The organism is Stenotrophomonas sp. TD3, assembly GCF_001939825.1.
GTDB lineage: Bacteria > Pseudomonadota > Gammaproteobacteria > Xanthomonadales > Xanthomonadaceae > Stenotrophomonas.
The window spans coordinates 341,922-357,962 of the sequence record NZ_MOYM01000002.1; the positions used below are offsets into that span (position 1 = coordinate 341,922).

Here is a 16,041-nt window from a genome sequence, read left to right on the forward strand (position 1 = left end):
GGTCGAGAGATGGATTGGGTAAATATCGCTTTCTGGGTGTTCGCCATCGCGGCAACGGTTTCGGCCGGTGCGGTGATCAGCGTGCGCAACCCGGTTCACGCCGTGCTCTGCCTGGTGCTGACCTTCTTCTCCATCGCCTGCGTGTGGCTGCTGGTGGGCGCCGAGTTCCTCGGCGTGGCCCTGGTGCTGGTCTACGTCGGCGCAGTGATGGTGCTGTTCCTGTTCGTGGTGATGATGCTGGACATCGACCCCACCAAGCTGCGTGAGGGCTGGGTGCGCTACCTGCCGGTCGGCCTCATCGTCGCGGTGGCCATGCTGGCGCAGATGCTGATCCTGATCGGCGTCAAGGCCCGCTCGGTCACGCCGTTCCCGGCCGACAACGCTGCAGCGGTCGCCGCCGACAGCTCCAACGTCACCTGGCTGGCGCGCACGCTGTTCACCGAGTACCTGCTGCCGTTCGAGTTCGCCGCCGTCATCCTGACCGTGGCCGTGGTGGCCGCCGTGATGCTGACCCTGCGCCGCCGTACCGGCGTGAAGAGCCAGAACCCGGGCGAGCAGACCATGGTCAAGGCCGGCCAGCGCCTGCGCATGGTCAAGATGGGCGCCGAAGCACCGGTCGTGCACAGCAACAGCAAGCCGGCCGCCGGCGAGGAGACCCAGCCGTGATTACCCTTGGCCACATGCTTGCGCTCGGCGCGGTGCTGTTTGCCATCAGCATGGCCGGCATCTTCCTCAACCGGAAGAACGTCATCGTCCTGCTGATGTCGATCGAACTGATGCTGCTGTCGGTGAACATCAATTTCGTCGGCTTCTCGCGTCAGCTGGGCGATCCGTCCGGCCAGCTGTTCGTGTTCTTCATCCTGACCGTCGCCGCCGCGGAAGCCGCCATCGGCCTGGCGATCCTGGTGACCCTGTTCCGCACCCGCCGCACGATCAATGTCGGCGAAGTCGATTCGTTGAAGGGCTGATCCACAGATGGAAATCACTCTCTCCAAGAGTCTGTTGATCGCAGTGGTGCTTGCACCGCTGTTCGGCAGCATCATCGCCGGCCTGTTCGGTCGCCAGGTCAAGCGCGTCGGCGCGCAGACCATCACCATCCTCGGCGTCGCGGTTGCCTGCGGCCTGTCGATGTACACGCTCTACCAGCTGCTGTGGGGCGGGGCGCAGCCGTTCAACCAGAACATCTACACGTTCTTCGAAGTCGGCCAGTACTCGGCCCACGTCGGTTTCATGGTCGACAAGCTGACCGCGATGATGATGGTGGTGGTGACCTTCGTGTCGCTGCTGGTCCACATCTACACGATCGGCTACATGCAGGACGATCCGGGCTACCAGCGGTTCTTCAGCTACATCTCGCTGTTCACCTTCTCGATGCTCACCCTGGTGATGAGCAACAACTTCCTGCAGCTGTTCTTCGGCTGGGAAGCGGTGGGCCTGGTGTCGTACCTGCTGATCGGCTTCTGGTTCAAGCGCCCGACCGCGATCTTCGCCAACATGAAGGCGTTCCTGGTCAACCGCGTCGGTGACTTCGGCTTCCTGCTGGGCATCGCCGGCGTGCTGTGGGTGTTCGGCACCCTGGACTACTCGCAGGTGTTCTCGCAGGCCGGCATGCTGGCTGACCCGCGCGCCCAGCTGCAGATCTGGGACGGCACGATCCTGGGCATGCAGCTGCTGAACGAGCCGGTGATCTGGTCGATCGCCACCGTCATCTGCATCTGCCTGTTCATCGGTGCCATGGGCAAGTCGGCCCAGGTCCCGCTGCACGTGTGGCTGCCGGACTCGATGGAAGGCCCGACCCCGATCTCGGCACTGATCCACGCCGCGACGATGGTGACCGCCGGTATCTTCATGGTCACCCGCATGTCGCCGCTGTTCGAGCTGTCGCAGACCGCGCTGAACTTCGTGCTGTTCATCGGTGCCACCACCGCGTTCTTCACCGGCCTGATCGGCATCGTGCAGAACGACATCAAGCGCGTGGTCGCGTACTCGACCCTGTCGCAGCTGGGCTACATGACTGTCGCCCTGGGCGTGTCGGCCTATTCGGCCGCCGTGTTCCACCTGATGACGCATGCGTTCTTCAAGGCCCTGCTGTTCCTGGGCGCCGGCTCGGTCATCATCGCGATGCACCACGAGCAGGACATGCGCAAGATGGGCGGCCTGCGCAAGTACATGCCGATCACCTTCATCACCATGTGGATCGGTACCCTGGCGCTGGTCGGTACGCCGTTCTTCTCCGGCTTCTACTCGAAGGACACCATCATCGAGGCCGCCGAGCTGCACGCGCACCTGTCCAACAACTGGGTGGCCACCTATGGCTACTGGGCGGTGCTGGGTGGCGTGATCGTCACCAGCTTCTACAGCTTCCGCCTGCTGTTCCTGACCTTCCACGGCAAGGAGCGTTTCCGCGACGCGCACGATGATCACGGCCATGGCCATGACGATCACCACGCCGCCGACGCCCACCACGGCGATGCGCATCACGACGACCACGGCCATGGCCACGGTCCGCACGAGCCGCACGAAACCCCGTGGGTGGTGACCCTGCCGCTGATCCTGCTGGCCATCCCGTCGATCGCCATCGGTTTCTTCAGCATCGGCCCGATGCTGTACGGCACCGACTGGGCCGGCAACCATGCGCACGATGCCATCAAGGGCCAGGCGCATACGTTCTTCACCGGCGTGGTCGACTTCTACGATCCGGCCAAGAACACCATCGGCTTCCTGGGTGAAGAGTTCCACGGCCCGGTCGCCTTCGCGCTGCACGGCATGATGGCTCCGGCGTTCATGCTGACCGTTGCGGGCTTCCTGCTGGCCGCACTGTTCTACCTGTGGAAGCCGGACCTGTCGGGCAAGGCTCGCAAGACCTTCGCCCCGCTGGTGTCGGTGCTGGAAAACAAGTACGGCTTCGACAAGCTGTGGATCGATGGCTTTGCCGGTGGCAGCGTCAAGCTGGGCAAGGTCTCGCGCTGGATCGACAGCAACATCGTCGACGGCGTGGTCAATCTCTCGGCACGTGTTGTGGACGTCGCAGCCGGCGTGCTGCGTCGTACCCAATCCGGTTTCCTCTATCACTACGCCTTCGCGATGATCATCGGCCTGATTGCCCTGCTGGGCGTGCTGATGCATTACCTGCGTTGATGACCTGTACGGAATAAGAAGACGTGTCGAACTGGCCTCTACTCAGTGTCCTCATCTGGCTGCCGATCCTCGGTGGCGCCCTGATCCTTGCGATCCGTGATGCGCAGACCGCCCGCTGGGCGTCGCTGGGCGTAGCGGTGCCGACGTTCGTGGCGAGCCTCTCGCTGCTGAGCGGCTACAACGCGGGCATCGACGGTCTGCAGTTCGTCGAGACCCATGCCTGGATCCCGGCGTACAAGATCGGCTACAACCTGGGCGTGGACGGCATTGCCGTGGCGCTGATCCTGCTGACCACCCTGGTCAGCGTGCTTGCCCTGATCGGCGCCTGGAGCGCCATCGACAAGCGCGTGAACCAGTACGTGGCGGCCTTCCTGATCCTGGAAGGCGTCACGGTCGGTATCTTCTCGGCCACGGACGCGATGCTGTTCTACGTGTTCTTCGAGGCGATGCTGATCCCGATGTTCCTGATCATCGGTGTCTGGGGTGGCCCGCGCCGCATCTACGCCGCGCTGAAGTTCTTCCTGTACACCTTCCTCGGCTCGGTGCTGATGCTGGTGGCGCTGATCTACCTGTACCTGAAGGGCGGCAGCTTCCAGCTGGCCGACCTGTACGCGCTGCCGCTGTCGGCCAAGGAACAGACCTGGATCTTCTTCGCCTTCCTGATCGCCTTCGCGGTCAAGGTGCCGATGTTCCCGGTCCACACCTGGCTGCCGGATGCCCACGTGGAAGCACCGACCGCCGGTTCGGTGATCCTGGCCGCCATCGCCCTGAAGATCGGTGGCTACGGCTTCCTGCGCTTCAACCTGCCGATCGTCCCGGACGCATCGCAGGAATGGGCCTGGCTGGTGATCGCGCTGTCGCTGATCGCCGTGATCTACGTTGGCCTGGTCGCCCTGGTGCAGGACGACATGAAGAAGCTGATCGCCTATTCGTCGATCGCGCACATGGGCTTCGTCACCCTGGGTACTTTCATCGCCCTGTGGCTGGTGCGTGAAGCCGGCAACGCCGATGCCGCCCGCCTGGGCCTGCAGGGCGCCATGGTGCAGATGATCTCGCACGGCTTCGTATCCGGCGCGATGTTCTCCTGCGTCGGCGTGCTGTACGACCGCATGCACAGCCGCCGCATCGCCGATTACGGCGGCGTGGTCAACGTGATGCCGTGGTTCGCCACCTTCGCCATGCTGTTCTTCATGGCCAACGCGGGCCTGCCGGGTACCAGCGGTTTCGTCGGCGAGTTCATGGTCATCCTGTCGGCCTTCCAGCGTAATCCGTGGATCGCACTGGGCGCGGCCACCACCCTGATCATCGGCGCCGCCTACACCCTGTGGCTGTACAAGCGCATCTTCTTCGGTGAAGTGGCCAACAGCCATGTTGCCGAACTGAAGGACATCAACGGCCGCGAATGGCTGGTGCTGGGCGTGTTCGCCATTGGCGTGCTGGCGCTGGGCATCTATCCCAAGCCGCTGACCGACCTGATGGAGCCCTCGATCGCGAAGCTGGCGATGCAGATCGCATCCAGCAAGCTGCTGTAATTCCAGGATTTGATGATGACCACCTCGCCGCTGCTGCCATTGACCGCCGCTGACCTGCCACCGCTCGCTCCCGAGCTGGTGCTGATCGGCAGCGCCTTCGCCCTGATGATCCTCGACCTGTTCGTCAGCAACCGGAACAAGATCGTCACCCACCTGTTCTCGCTCGCTGCGCTGGCCGTGGTGCTGTTCATGCTGGCCACCGGCGTGGGCGGGCAGGGGGAGGTCTTCCATGGCATGTTCGTGCGCGATACCGCCGCGGACGTGATGAAGACCGGGATCGTGCTGCTCAGCGGCCTGACCCTGGTCTACGGCTGGCGCTACCTGCGTGACCGCAACCTGTTCCAGGGCGAGATCCCGGTGCTGATCCTGTTCGGCACCGCCGGCATGATGATCCTGGTCTCGGCCGGCAGCCTGCTGATGGTCTACCTGGGCCTGGAACTGCTGGCGCTGTGCTCCTATGCCCTGGTCGCCAGCAACCGCGAAAACGGCCTGGCCTCGGAAGCGGCGATGAAGTACATCGTGCTGGGTTCGCTGGCCTCTGGCCTGCTGCTGTACGGCATGTCGCTGATCTACGGCGCCACCGGCAGCCTGCACCTGGACGTCATCCGCGAGGCCATCCCGCACTCCGAAGAGCGCGTGCTGCTGATCACCGGTGCGGTGTTCATGATCGCCGGCGTCGCCTTCAAGCTGGGTGCCGCGCCGTTCCACATGTGGCTGCCGGACGTGTACCAGGGTGCCCCGGCACCGATCGCACTGTTCATCAGCTCGGCACCGAAGCTGGCCGCCTTCGGCATGGCGTACCGCCTGCTGGAAATGGGCGTGGGCCCGCTGTCGACCGAACTGCAGCTGCTGATCGCCGGCCTGGCCGCGGTCTCGCTGGTCATCGGCAACCTGATGGCCATCGCGCAGAGCAACCTCAAGCGCATGCTGGCGTTCTCCACCGTCTCGCACATCGGCTTCCTGCTGATGGGCATCGCTGGTGGCGGTTCGCAGGGCTATGCCGCCGCACTGTTCTACGCACTGGCCTACGCCATCATGTCGACCGCCGCCTTCGGCGCGATCATCGCGCTGTCGCGTGCCGGCTTCGAAGCCGAGAACATCGAAGACTTCAAGGGCCTGAACGCCCGCAACCCGTGGATGGCCGGCCTGGTGCTGTGCATCATGGCGTCGCTGGCCGGCATCCCGCCGTTCCTGGGCTTCTGGACCAAGCTGGCGGTGCTGGGCGCGGCCGTCAACGGCGGCCTGCTGTGGCTGGCCATCCTCGGCGTGCTGTGCGCCGTGGTCGGCTGCTTCTACTACCTGCGCGTCATCAAGGTCATGTACTTCGATGAGCCGGTGGGCGAGGCCATGCCGCGCAGCAACGACCGCGTGCTGGGCGTGGTGCTGGGCGTGAACGCGCTGGCACTGCTGGCCCTGGGCCTGGCCTGGAACCCGATCATGGTCTGGTGCCAGCAGGCATTTGCGCATCTTGCATAAAAGTTGACACAAAGCTGCGCGATTCGTGTAATATGCGCAGCCTGAGTTGTCACTGCAGCGGTTCAGCCAGAACATCGTTGCGGTAGCCCACCTCGAAAGAGCAGGGCAGCAGTTCAAACACTTCCGGTGCGGGGTGGAGCAGTCTGGCAGCTCGTCGGGCTCATAACCCGAAGGTCGCAGGTTCAAATCCTGCCCCCGCTACCAACTTCATATCGGCGCCAACCGGTTTGATGAATGAGGGAAAGCTTGCATGTTTTGAAGCATTCGCTCATAATTCCGCTTCTGATGCGGGGTGGAGCAGTCTGGCAGCTCGTCGGGCTCATAACCCGAAGGTCGCAGGTTCAAATCCTGCCCCCGCTACCAAGTAAAGAGATCGCCTTCGAAGTCCTGCTTCGAAGGCGTTTTTCTTTGGGGTCTGCGTCGTTTCCGCGTGATCGGGGTCAGATCCCTTTTCCCGTGGAAAAGGAAACTGACCCCGGGTCCGCACCTTGCACCAGCGCGGTGCAGTCGCTATCATCAGCGGCCTAGCAGTACCCCTGAAGGCGGCCTCCCAGCGGGAGTCCGGACCCGGAAGGAGGGCCGCAACCGGCAGGCAATGCAGGTTGCAACCGGAATCCAGTCACCGGAGTCTTTCCGGAAAAGGGGCCCAACGGGCCCTTTGTCGTTTCCGGGGCGTCATGTTTCCACGCCGGCCAAGGCCGGCACCCAACCATAGAGATCAAGGCAGGCTGTGAGCGACAAGGCAACCGACATCGCGAATCTGCTCGCCCCGACCGTTGTGTCGCTGGGCCTGGAGCTGCTGGGCGTTGAGTATCTGCCGGCCCCCGGCGGTGCGACCCTGCGCCTTTACATCGACGTGCCGCTGGCTGAACAGCCCGAGCGCATCATCAATGTCGACGACTGCGAGCGCGTCAGCCGTGAAGTGTCGGCGCAGATGGACGTCGAAGACCCGATCAGCGGCAACTACACGCTGGAAGTGTCTTCGCCGGGCGTCGACCGTCCGCTGTTCAACCTGGAGCAGTTCGGCCGTCACCTCGGCGAAATGGCCAAGGTCACGCTGAAGCTGCCGCAGGACAACCGTCGTCGCCTGCAGGGCCGCATCGAAGCGACCGACGAGGCCGCGGATACCATCACCTTCATCGTCGACAAGGCCGAAGTGGTCGTGTCGGCCGACAACATCGACAAGGCACGGATCATGCCCGACTGGGTGGCGCTGGGGCTGGCCCCGAGCAAGCCGACCGGTCCGGCACCGAAGCGTCCGAAGCCGAACAAGAATTCTTCTTCCAACGAGCCGGCGGCAAAGAAGCCGCGCGCGGAGTGAGCCAATGAGCAAGGAACTGTTGCTGGTAGTCGACGCAGTCGCCAACGAGAAGGGCGTGCCGCGTGAAGTGATCTTCGATGCCATCGAGGCCGCCCTGGCCTCGGCAGCGAAGAAGCGCTATCCCGACGAGGAAGTGCTGACCCGCGTGGTCATCGACCACAAGGACGGCAGCTACGAAACCTTCCGCCGCTGGGAAGTGGTGGCCGATGACGTGGTCATGGAATCGCCGGACCGCCAGATCCGCCTGATGGACGCCGTCGATGAAGCCGAAGGCGTGGACGTCGGCGACTACATCGAAGAGCAGATCGAGAACCCGGACTTCGGCCGCATTGCTGCCCAGGCCGCCAAGCAGGTCATCGTCCAGCGGGTGCGCGAAGCCGAGCGCCAGCAGGTCGTGGATGCGTGGAAGGATCGCGTGGGTGAGCTGATCACCGGCGTGGTCAAGCGCGCCGAGCGCGGCAACATCTATGTCGACCTCGGTGGCAACGCCGAAGGCTTCATCCCGAAGGACAAGGGCATTCCGCGCGACGTGCTGCGTGCCGGTGACCGCGTGCGCGGCTACCTGGCCGAAGTGCGCTCGGAGCCGCGTGGCCCGCAGCTGTTCATCAGCCGTGCCGCCCCGGAATTCATGATCGAGCTGTTCAAGCTGGAAGTGCCGGAAGTCGGCCAGGGCCTGGTGGAAATCAAGGCCTGCGCCCGCGATCCGGGCGACCGCGCCAAGATCGCCGTGCTGGCCCACGACCAGCGCACCGATCCGATCGGTGCCTGCATCGGCATGCGCGGTTCGCGCGTGCAGGCCGTGTCCAACGAGCTCAATGGCGAGCGCGTGGACATCGTGCTGTGGAACGACAACCCGGCCAACTTCGTCATCAACGCGATGGCGCCGGCCGAAGTGCAGTCGATCATCGTCGATGAAGACAAGCATTCGATGGACCTTGCTGTTGCTGAAGACCGCCTGGCCCAGGCGATCGGCAAGGGCGGCCAGAACGTGCGCCTGGCCAGTCGCCTGACCGGCTGGCAGCTCAACGTGATGACCCAGGACCAGGTCACCGCCAAGTCGGAAGCCGAGCAGGCGTCGGCCCGCCAGCTGTTCATGGACAAGCTGGAAGTGGACGAGGAAATCGCCGGCATCCTGGTCAGCGAAGGCTTCGGCACCGTCGAGGAAATCGCATATGTCCCGGTCGGCGAACTGCTGGCCGTGGAAGGTTTCGACGAAGACATCGTCGAAGAGCTGCGCGCCCGTGCCCGCGATGCGCTGCTCAATGAGGCCCTGGCAGTCGAGGAAGGCCTTGAAGACGGCCAGCCGGCGCAGGACCTGCTGTCCCTGAAGGGCATGGACGAAGCCACCGCATATGCGCTGGCCGGCCACGGCGTGCGTACCAGCGAGGACCTGTCCGACCTGGCCGCCGACGAGGTCATGGACTTCGGCATCGAAGGACTGGATCAGGCGCGCGCCGCTGCGCTGATCCTGGCCGCCCGTGCCGAGGAGATCGCCCGACTGGAACGCGGCGAATGAGCCGGCAATGAACAGGGCCCTGAGCCGCTCAGGGCGTAGAATCCGCGCCACCTCCAGATGCGGGGGGGCGCCCACAAGATCATAGGATCCGAATGTCGCAGCAAACCACCATCCGCAAGCTTGCCGAACTGGTCAACACGCCGGTCGAAAAACTGCTGGAACAGCTGGCCGGTGCCGGCATGAAGTTCAGCGGTCCCGACCAGGTCGTGACCAGCTCCGAGAAGGTTAAGCTCCTGGGCTTCCTTCGTCGTTCGCACGGCAAGCCCGAGCAGGCCCCGGAAGAGACCGATCAGTCTGCAAAGAAGATCACGCTCAACCGCCGGAAGCAGCAGGAAGTGACGGTCAATTCCGGTCGCAGCAAGACGACCGTGAATGTCGAGGTCCGCCAGAAGCGTACCTACGTCAAGGATGGTGCTCGCGCCATGACCCCGGACGAAGAGCGCGCCGACATCCTGCGCAAGCTGGAAGAGTCGCGTGCCCGCAACCTTGCCGAACAGCAGGCCCTGGCCGAGAAGGATCGTCTGCGCGACGAGGCCATCGTCCGCGCCCGTGAGGAAGAGGTTGCCGCCAAGGAGCGCGCCGAAGCCGAGAAGAAGGCGGCCGAGGAAGCTGCGGCTGCCGCCAAGGCGGCCGAGGCGCTGGCTGCCAGCAAGCCCAAGCGTGCTCCGATCGACGAAACCGCGCCGCGCCCGCCGCGCGCCCCGGCCGCAGCCCCGGCTGCGCCGCGTGGTGCGCCGCCGCCGCCGCGCAGCGACGACCGCAACAACCGCAGCGCGCCGCGCAACGAGCGTGGCCCGGGCGATCGCTTCGCCGGCCAGATGCACCTGTCGGCTGCCGACCGTGCGCGTCGTGGCAACAGCAACAACAGCAATTCCCGTGGACGTCCGGGTGGTCGCAACCAGTCCGGTGGCCGTCGCGACATGTCGCGTGGTGGCAACAATGCCGGTCCGCACGCCTTCGAGCGTCCGACCGCACCGGTGGTGCGTGAAGTGGCGATCGGCGACACGATCACCGTGGCCGACCTGGCGCAGAAGCTTGCGCTGAAGGGTGGCGAGGTGGTCAAGGCGCTGTTCAAGATGGGCGTGATGGCCACCATCACCCAGTCCATCGACCATGACACCGCCGCGCTGGTGACCGAAGAACTCGGCCACAAGGCGATCCGTGCCAACGACAACGACGCCGAAGACGCACTGCTGGCCTCGACCGGTGAAAACCAGGGCGAAGCCACCCAGCGTCCGCCGGTGGTCACCATCATGGGTCACGTCGACCACGGCAAGACCTCGCTGCTGGATTACATCCGCCGTACCAAGGTCGCCACCGGCGAAGCTGGCGGCATCACCCAGCACATCGGCGCTTACCACGTCGATACGCCGAAGGGCGTGATCAGCTTCCTGGATACCCCGGGCCACGCCGCGTTCACCTCGATGCGTGCGCGCGGTGCCAAGCTGACCGACATCGTGGTGCTGGTCGTGGCCGCCGATGACGGCGTCATGCCGCAGACCAAGGAAGCGATCCAGCACGCCCGTTCGGCGGGTGTGCCGCTGATCGTGGCGATCAACAAGATCGACAAGTCCGATGCCGATCCGATGCGGGTCAAGAACGAACTGCTGTCCGAGCAGGTCGTGGCCGAAGACTTCGGTGGTGACACCCAGATGGTGGAGATCTCGGCCAAGACCGGCCTGGGCATCGACGACCTGCTGGACGCCATCTCGATCCAGGCCGAACTGCTGGAACTGAAGGCCGTCGACGAAGGCCGCGCCTCGGGCGTGGTGATCGAGTCGTCGCTGGACAAGGGCCGCGGCCCGGTCGCGACCGTGCTGGTGCAGCAGGGCCGCCTGAAGAAGGGCGACTACCTGGTGTGCGGCATCCAGTACGGCCGCGTGCGTGCGCTGTTCGACGAGACCGGCAAGCAGCCGGAGTTCGCTGGCCCGTCCATCCCGGTGCAGGTCCTGGGCCTGTCCGGCGTGCCGGAAGCCGGTGACGACTTCGTGGTGGTCGAGGACGAGCGCCTGGCCAAGGACGTTGCCCAGCAGCGTGAGACCAAGCGTCGTGAATCGCGCCTGGTCGCCACTGCGGGCAGCCGCATGGAAGACATCATGGCGACCCTGGGCAAGGGCGAGGGCCAGCAGGTCCTCAACCTGGTCATCAAGGCCGACGTGCAGGGTTCGGTGCAGGCGCTGAGCCAGGCACTGGTCGCGCTGTCCAACGAAGACATCCGCATCAACGTGATCCACTCCGGCGTGGGCGGCATCACCGAGTCTGACGCCAACTCGGCGGCCGCTTCGAAGGCCACCGTCATCGGCTTCAACGTGCGTGCGGATGCTTCGGCCCGTCGCATCATTGAATCCAACGGCGTCGACCTGCGCTACTTCTCGATCATCTATGACGTGATCGACCAGGTGAAGCAGGTGGCCTCCGGTCTGCTGGGCGTGGAGATCCGCGAAGAGATCATCGGTATCGCCGAGGTCCGCGACGTCTTCCGCAGCTCCAAGCTGGGCGCCGTCGCCGGCTCGATGGTCATCGAGGGCGTGGTCAAGCGCAACAAGCCGATCCGCGTGCTGCGCGACAGCGTGGTGATCTTCGAGGGCGAACTGGAATCGCTGCGTCGCTTCAAGGAGAACGTCGAGGAAGTCCGCAACGGTACCGAATGCGGTATCGCCGTGAAGGCCTACAACGACGTCAAGCCGGGTGACCAGATCGAGTGCTTCGAGCGTATCGAAGTGCCGCGCACCCTGTAATGTGATGTGGCCCGACCAACGGTCGGGCCCTACCATGGTAGAGCCCGGTCGGGCCCTGCCATGCTGTAGAACCCGGCCAACGGTCGGGTACCATGTAGATGCAGCGCCCGACCGTTGGTCGGGCGACAACTGAACCAAGAGCTCCTCGTGCCCAAGACTTTCCATCGAACCGACCGTGTCTCCGCCCAGCTGCGCCGTGAACTCGGCACCCTGGTGCACAACGCCGTGCGCGAGCACGGGTTGCCCTCGGTGAGCGTGTCCGACGTGGAAATCACCCGCGACATGGCCCATGCCAAGGTGTTCGTCACCGCGCTGATGCCGGAACGTTCGGCTGAAGCCGTGGCCGGCCTGAAGGAACTGGGCTACCGCCTGCGCATGGACCTGGCCCGCGCGATGAAGCTGCGCCACGTGCCGGAGCTGCATTTCCACTACGACGACTCGGTCGACCGTGGTGAGCACATCGACAACATCCTGCGCGACCTGCCCGATACGCTGGCCGCCGAGAAGCGTCGCGAGAGCGACGAAGAATAAGGTAGCGCCGGGCCCATGCCCGGCGTCTTTCCATTCCGGCAACGCGAAGCCCCTGCGGGCCGCGCTGCGGCAGCCGAGCACGGCCCGGCTCTACACACTCCTGTCATGACCCGAATTCAGTTCCGCCGCCTGGATGGCATCCTGCTGCTCGACAAGTCGACCGGCATGAGCTCCAACGCTGCCCTGCAGGTGGCGCGCCGCCTGTTCCGCGCCGAGAAGGGGGGGCATACCGGCAGCCTCGACCCGCTGGCCACCGGCCTGCTGCCGCTGTGTTTCGGCGAGGCGACCAAGATCGCCGGCCTGCTGCTGGGTTCGGCCAAGGCCTACGACGCCGAGATCGTGCTCGGCCAGACCACGGATACCGACGATGCCGAAGGCCAGGTGCTGCTGCAGCGCCCGGTGCCGGCGATCAGTACCGAGGCCCTGCAGGCTGCGCTGGCGCCGCTGACCGGCAACATCCGCCAACGTGCCCCGATCTATTCGGCGCTGAAGCAGGGCGGTGAACCGCTGTATGTGAAGGCTCGCCGCGGTGACGCCATCGAAGCGCCCGAACGCGAGGTGCAGGTGCACGCCATCGAGGTGCTGGAGCAGCAGCCGGAACGGCTGCGGTTGCGCGTGACCTGTGGTTCCGGCACCTATATCCGCAGCCTGGCCCGCGACCTCGGCGAAAGCCTGGGCTGTGGCGCCCACATCAGCGCGCTGCGCCGGCTCTGGGTCGAGCCGTTCCGCGAGCCTGCCATGGTCACGCTGGACCAGCTGCGGGCGATGGTCGAGGCCGGTGACGAGGCCGGCATGGATGCGTTGCTGCTGCCGTTGGCGGCCGGCCTGGCTGAATACCCGAGGGTCGACCTGGACGCCGACCAGGCCCATCGGTTCTGTGTCGGCCAGCGCCAGCGCGACCTGTCCTGGCCGCGCGGCCTGGTGGCCGTGTTCGGTCCGGACGATGCTGTCCAGGGCCTCGGCCAGGTCGACGACAGTGGCCTGCTGGCCCCGCAGCGCCGTTTCAACCTCTGACCGGGGCCTGCCGGTTCAGCCCCGGTCCTTGTCCCGGAAGCCCCCGACCGTTACAATTTCGCGGCCGTTTTCCGGCAGCCTGCCTCGCGCAGGTTTCATCCTCGTAGTCCACGGCGAGCCTGGCGGTGCGCGAAGCGCGTTCCTGCCGGCCACGCATCACAGAGAAAAAAGAAATGTCGATCGACACCCAGAAGGTCATTGAAGACAACAAGCGCAGCTCGGCTGACACCGGCTCCCCGGAAGTCCAGGTTGCACTGCTGACCGCCCGCATCGAACTGCTGACCGGCCACTTCAAGACCCACAAGAAGGACCACCACAGCCGCCGCGGCCTGCTGCAGATGGTCAACCGCCGTCGCAGCCTGCTCGACTACCTGAAGAAGAAGGACGTCGAGCGTTACAAGGCCCTGATCGAGAAGCTTGGCCTGCGTCGCTAAGCAACGAATCCCCCGCGGCGCAGCGATGCGCCGCGGTTTTGTTTTGTAGCACCGCAATCCCCGATTCAGGCCGGAACGATCCGGCCACCCGCTGGCGGCAAGGGTCGCCGACGGTCCAAATTCGCAGACAGCATCCCCAAGGACACCCTCCGTGGCAAAAATCACCAAAACCTTCCAGTACGGCAAGCACACCGTCACGCTTGAGACCGGCGAAGTCGCCCGTCAGGCCAGCGGCGCCGTCATCGTCAAGATGGACGACACCGTACTGCTGGTCACCGCCGTCGCCGCCAAGAGCGCGCGCGAAGGCCAGGACTTCTTCCCGCTGACCGTCGATTATCAGGAAAAGTTCTACGCCGGCGGCCGCATCCCGGGTGGTTTCTTCAAGCGCGAAGGCCGTGCGACCGAGAAGGAAACCCTGATCTCGCGTCTGATCGACCGTCCGATCCGCCCGCTGTTCCCGGAAGACTACAAGAACGAAGTGCAGATCATCGCCACGGTGATGTCGCTGAACCCGGATGTGGACGGTGACATCCCGGCCCTGATCGGTGCTTCGGCTGCCCTGGCCCTGGCTGGCACCCCGTTCATGGGTCCGATCGGCGCGGCCAAGGTCGGCTACAAGAACGGCGAGTACATCCTGAACCCGACCGTCAGCGAACTGGCTGACTCGCAGCTGGAGCTGGTCGTCGCCGGTACCTCCAACGCCGTGCTGATGGTTGAATCCGAAGCCGCGCTGCTGTCCGAAGAAGTGATGCTGGGCGCCGTGACCTTCGGTCACCGCGAAATGCAGAAGGTCATCAACGCGATCAACGAGCTGACCGTCGAAGCCGGTACCAAGCCGTCGACCTGGGAAGCCCCGGCCAAGAACGACGCGCTGATCTCCGCCCTGAAGGAAGCCATCGGCCCGCGCCTGGGCGAAGCCTTCCAGGTGCGTGACAAGCTGCAGCGCCGCGATGCCATCTCGGCGATCAAGAAGGACGTGGTTGAAACCCTGGCTGGCCGCGTGGCCGCTGAAGGCTGGAACCCGGCCGAGCTGTCGAAGGAATTCGGCGAGCTGGAGTACCGCACCATGCGTGACTCCGTGCTGGACACCAAGGTCCGCATCGACGGCCGTGCGCTGGACACCGTCCGCCCGATCGCCGTGAAGACCGGCGTGCTGCCGCGCACCCACGGTTCCTCGCTGTTCACCCGTGGCGAAACCCAGGCCATCGTGACCATCACCCTGGGCACCGCCCGTGATGGCCAGGTCATCGATGCCGTTGCCGGTGAGTACAAGGAAAACTTCCTGTTCCACTACAACTTCCCTCCGTTCTCGGTGGGTGAGTGCGGCCGCATGATGGGCCCGAAGCGCCGCGAAATCGGCCACGGTCGCCTGGCCAAGCGCGGCGTGCTGGCTGTCATGCCGTCGCTGGAATCCTTCCCGTACACCATCCGCGTCGTCTCGGAAATCACCGAGTCGAACGGTTCCTCGTCGATGGCCTCGGTCTGCGGTTCGTCGCTGGCCCTGATGGACGCCGGCGTGCCGGTGAAGGCGCCGGTGGCCGGTATCGCCATGGGTCTGGTCAAGGAAGGCGAGCGCTTCGTCGTCCTGTCCGACATCCTGGGTGATGAAGATCACCTGGGCGACATGGACTTCAAGGTGGCCGGTACCGCTGAGGGCATTTCCGCCCTGCAGATGGACATCAAGATCGAAGGCATCACCGAAGAGATCATGAAGCAGGCTCTGCAGCAGGCCAAGGCTGGCCGTCTGCACATCCTGGGCGAAATGGCCCACGGCCTGACCGCTCCGCGTGAAGAGCTGTCCGACTACGCGCCGCGCCTGCTGACCATCAAGATCCACCCGGACAAGATCCGCGAAGTGATCGGCAAGGGTGGCTCGACCATCCAGGCCATCACCAAGGAAACCGGCACCCAGATCGACATCCAGGACGACGGCACCATCGTCATCGCTTCGGTCAATGCCATCGCTGCCCAGGCCGCCAAGGCCCGCATCGAGCAGATCACCTCGGACGTCGAGCCGGGCCGCATCTACGAAGGCAAGGTCGCCAAGATCATGGACTTCGGTGCGTTCGTCACCATCCTGCCGGGCAAGGACGGTCTGGTCCACGTGTCGCAGATCTCCAGCGATCGCGTCGAGAAGGTCGGCGACGTGCTGAAGGAAGGCGATGTGGTCAAGGTCAAGGTGCTGGAAGTCGACAAGCAGGGCCGTATCCGCCTGTCGATGAAGGCCGTGGAAGAAGGCGACGCCGTCAGCGCCGAGTAATCGGTACTGCTGATTGTGCGGTGGGTGGGGACCGTTGGTCCTCACGCTTTCGCAAATGAAAAAGCGGGCTTCGGCCCGCTT

Annotated in this window: 12 protein-coding genes and 2 tRNA genes; all 14 read left to right on the plus strand. The window is 64.8% G+C overall.

Features of this window, described 5'->3' with window-relative positions; genetic code table 11:
• Window positions 1-9 precede the first annotated feature (9 nt).
• The 14 genes from BKE09_RS18375 to pnp all read left to right on the plus strand — a co-directional run bounded on the left by BKE09_RS18375 (window position 10) and on the right by pnp (window position 15,960).
• Window positions 10-666, plus strand: coding sequence for an NADH-quinone oxidoreductase subunit J (locus tag BKE09_RS18375; RefSeq protein ID WP_075677133.1), 657 nt, complete (start codon window positions 10-12; stop codon window positions 664-666).
• Window positions 663-968 carry an NADH-quinone oxidoreductase subunit NuoK gene (nuoK, locus tag BKE09_RS18380; RefSeq protein ID WP_075677135.1) on the plus strand — a complete coding sequence of 102 codons (306 nt, stop codon included), beginning with the start codon at window positions 663-665 and terminating at the stop codon, window positions 966-968. Before BKE09_RS18375 ends, nuoK begins: the two co-directional genes overlap by 4 nt.
• A gap of 7 nt (window positions 969-975) precedes the next feature.
• Window positions 976-3,138, plus strand: coding sequence for an NADH-quinone oxidoreductase subunit L (gene nuoL, locus BKE09_RS18385; protein WP_075677137.1), 2,163 nt, complete (start codon window positions 976-978; stop codon window positions 3,136-3,138).
• A gap of 23 nt (window positions 3,139-3,161) precedes the next feature.
• Window positions 3,162-4,670 (plus strand): NADH-quinone oxidoreductase subunit M, encoded by a 1,509-nt coding sequence (locus tag BKE09_RS18390; RefSeq protein WP_075677139.1) that lies wholly within the window; start codon window positions 3,162-3,164, stop codon window positions 4,668-4,670.
• Window positions 4,671-4,685: 15 nt separating this feature from the next.
• Entirely contained in the window at window positions 4,686-6,146 is a 1,461-nt protein-coding gene (gene nuoN / locus BKE09_RS18395) for an NADH-quinone oxidoreductase subunit NuoN (protein ID WP_075677141.1), read from the plus strand.
• Window positions 6,147-6,273: 127 nt separating this feature from the next.
• Window positions 6,274-6,350, plus strand: a tRNA-Met gene (locus tag BKE09_RS18400).
• A gap of 82 nt (window positions 6,351-6,432) precedes the next feature.
• A tRNA-Met gene (locus BKE09_RS18405) sits at window positions 6,433-6,509 on the plus strand.
• Window positions 6,510-6,876: 367 nt separating this feature from the next.
• Window positions 6,877-7,467, plus strand: a complete 591-nt coding sequence (rimP, locus tag BKE09_RS18410) for a ribosome maturation factor RimP (protein ID WP_014037945.1) — start codon at window positions 6,877-6,879, stop codon at window positions 7,465-7,467.
• Between the two features lie 4 nt (window positions 7,468-7,471).
• Window positions 7,472-8,983 (plus strand): transcription termination factor NusA, encoded by a 1,512-nt coding sequence (gene nusA / locus BKE09_RS18415; RefSeq protein WP_005410449.1) that lies wholly within the window; start codon window positions 7,472-7,474, stop codon window positions 8,981-8,983.
• 92 nt (window positions 8,984-9,075) lie between these two features.
• Window positions 9,076-11,721, plus strand: coding sequence for a translation initiation factor IF-2 (gene infB, locus BKE09_RS18420; protein ID WP_075677143.1), 2,646 nt, complete (start codon window positions 9,076-9,078; stop codon window positions 11,719-11,721).
• Window positions 11,722-11,868: 147 nt separating this feature from the next.
• Complete coding sequence (gene rbfA, locus BKE09_RS18425; RefSeq protein WP_005410447.1) at window positions 11,869-12,252, plus strand: 30S ribosome-binding factor RbfA; 384 nt, start codon at window positions 11,869-11,871, stop codon at window positions 12,250-12,252.
• 105 nt (window positions 12,253-12,357) lie between these two features.
• Window positions 12,358-13,266, plus strand: a complete 909-nt coding sequence (truB, locus tag BKE09_RS18430) for a tRNA pseudouridine(55) synthase TruB (RefSeq protein WP_075677145.1) — start codon at window positions 12,358-12,360, stop codon at window positions 13,264-13,266.
• Between the two features lie 173 nt (window positions 13,267-13,439).
• Entirely contained in the window at window positions 13,440-13,700 is a 261-nt protein-coding gene (rpsO, locus tag BKE09_RS18435) for a 30S ribosomal protein S15 (RefSeq protein ID WP_005410445.1), read from the plus strand.
• Window positions 13,701-13,851: 151 nt separating this feature from the next.
• On the plus strand, window positions 13,852-15,960 hold the full coding sequence (gene pnp / locus BKE09_RS18440; protein WP_014037942.1) for a polyribonucleotide nucleotidyltransferase: 2,109 nt from the start codon (window positions 13,852-13,854) through the stop codon (window positions 15,958-15,960).
• The last annotated feature ends 81 nt before the right edge of the window (window positions 15,961-16,041 follow it).

Bases quoted from the DNA above. Each gene is read 5' to 3' on its own strand.
- nusA (WP_005410449.1), top strand. From the start codon at position 7,472: ATGAGCAAGGAACTGTTGCTGGTAGTCGACGCAGTCGCCAACGAGAAG.
- truB (WP_075677145.1), top strand. From the start codon at position 12,358: ATGACCCGAATTCAGTTCCGCCGCCTGGATGGCATCCTGCTGCTCGAC.
- BKE09_RS18375 (WP_075677133.1), top strand. From the start codon at position 10: ATGGATTGGGTAAATATCGCTTTCTGGGTGTTCGCCATCGCGGCAACG.
- nuoN (WP_075677141.1), top strand. From the start codon at position 4,686: ATGACCACCTCGCCGCTGCTGCCATTGACCGCCGCTGACCTGCCACCG.
- infB (WP_075677143.1), top strand. From the start codon at position 9,076: ATGTCGCAGCAAACCACCATCCGCAAGCTTGCCGAACTGGTCAACACG.
- nuoL (WP_075677137.1), top strand. From the start codon at position 976: ATGGAAATCACTCTCTCCAAGAGTCTGTTGATCGCAGTGGTGCTTGCA.
- rpsO (WP_005410445.1), top strand. From the start codon at position 13,440: ATGTCGATCGACACCCAGAAGGTCATTGAAGACAACAAGCGCAGCTCG.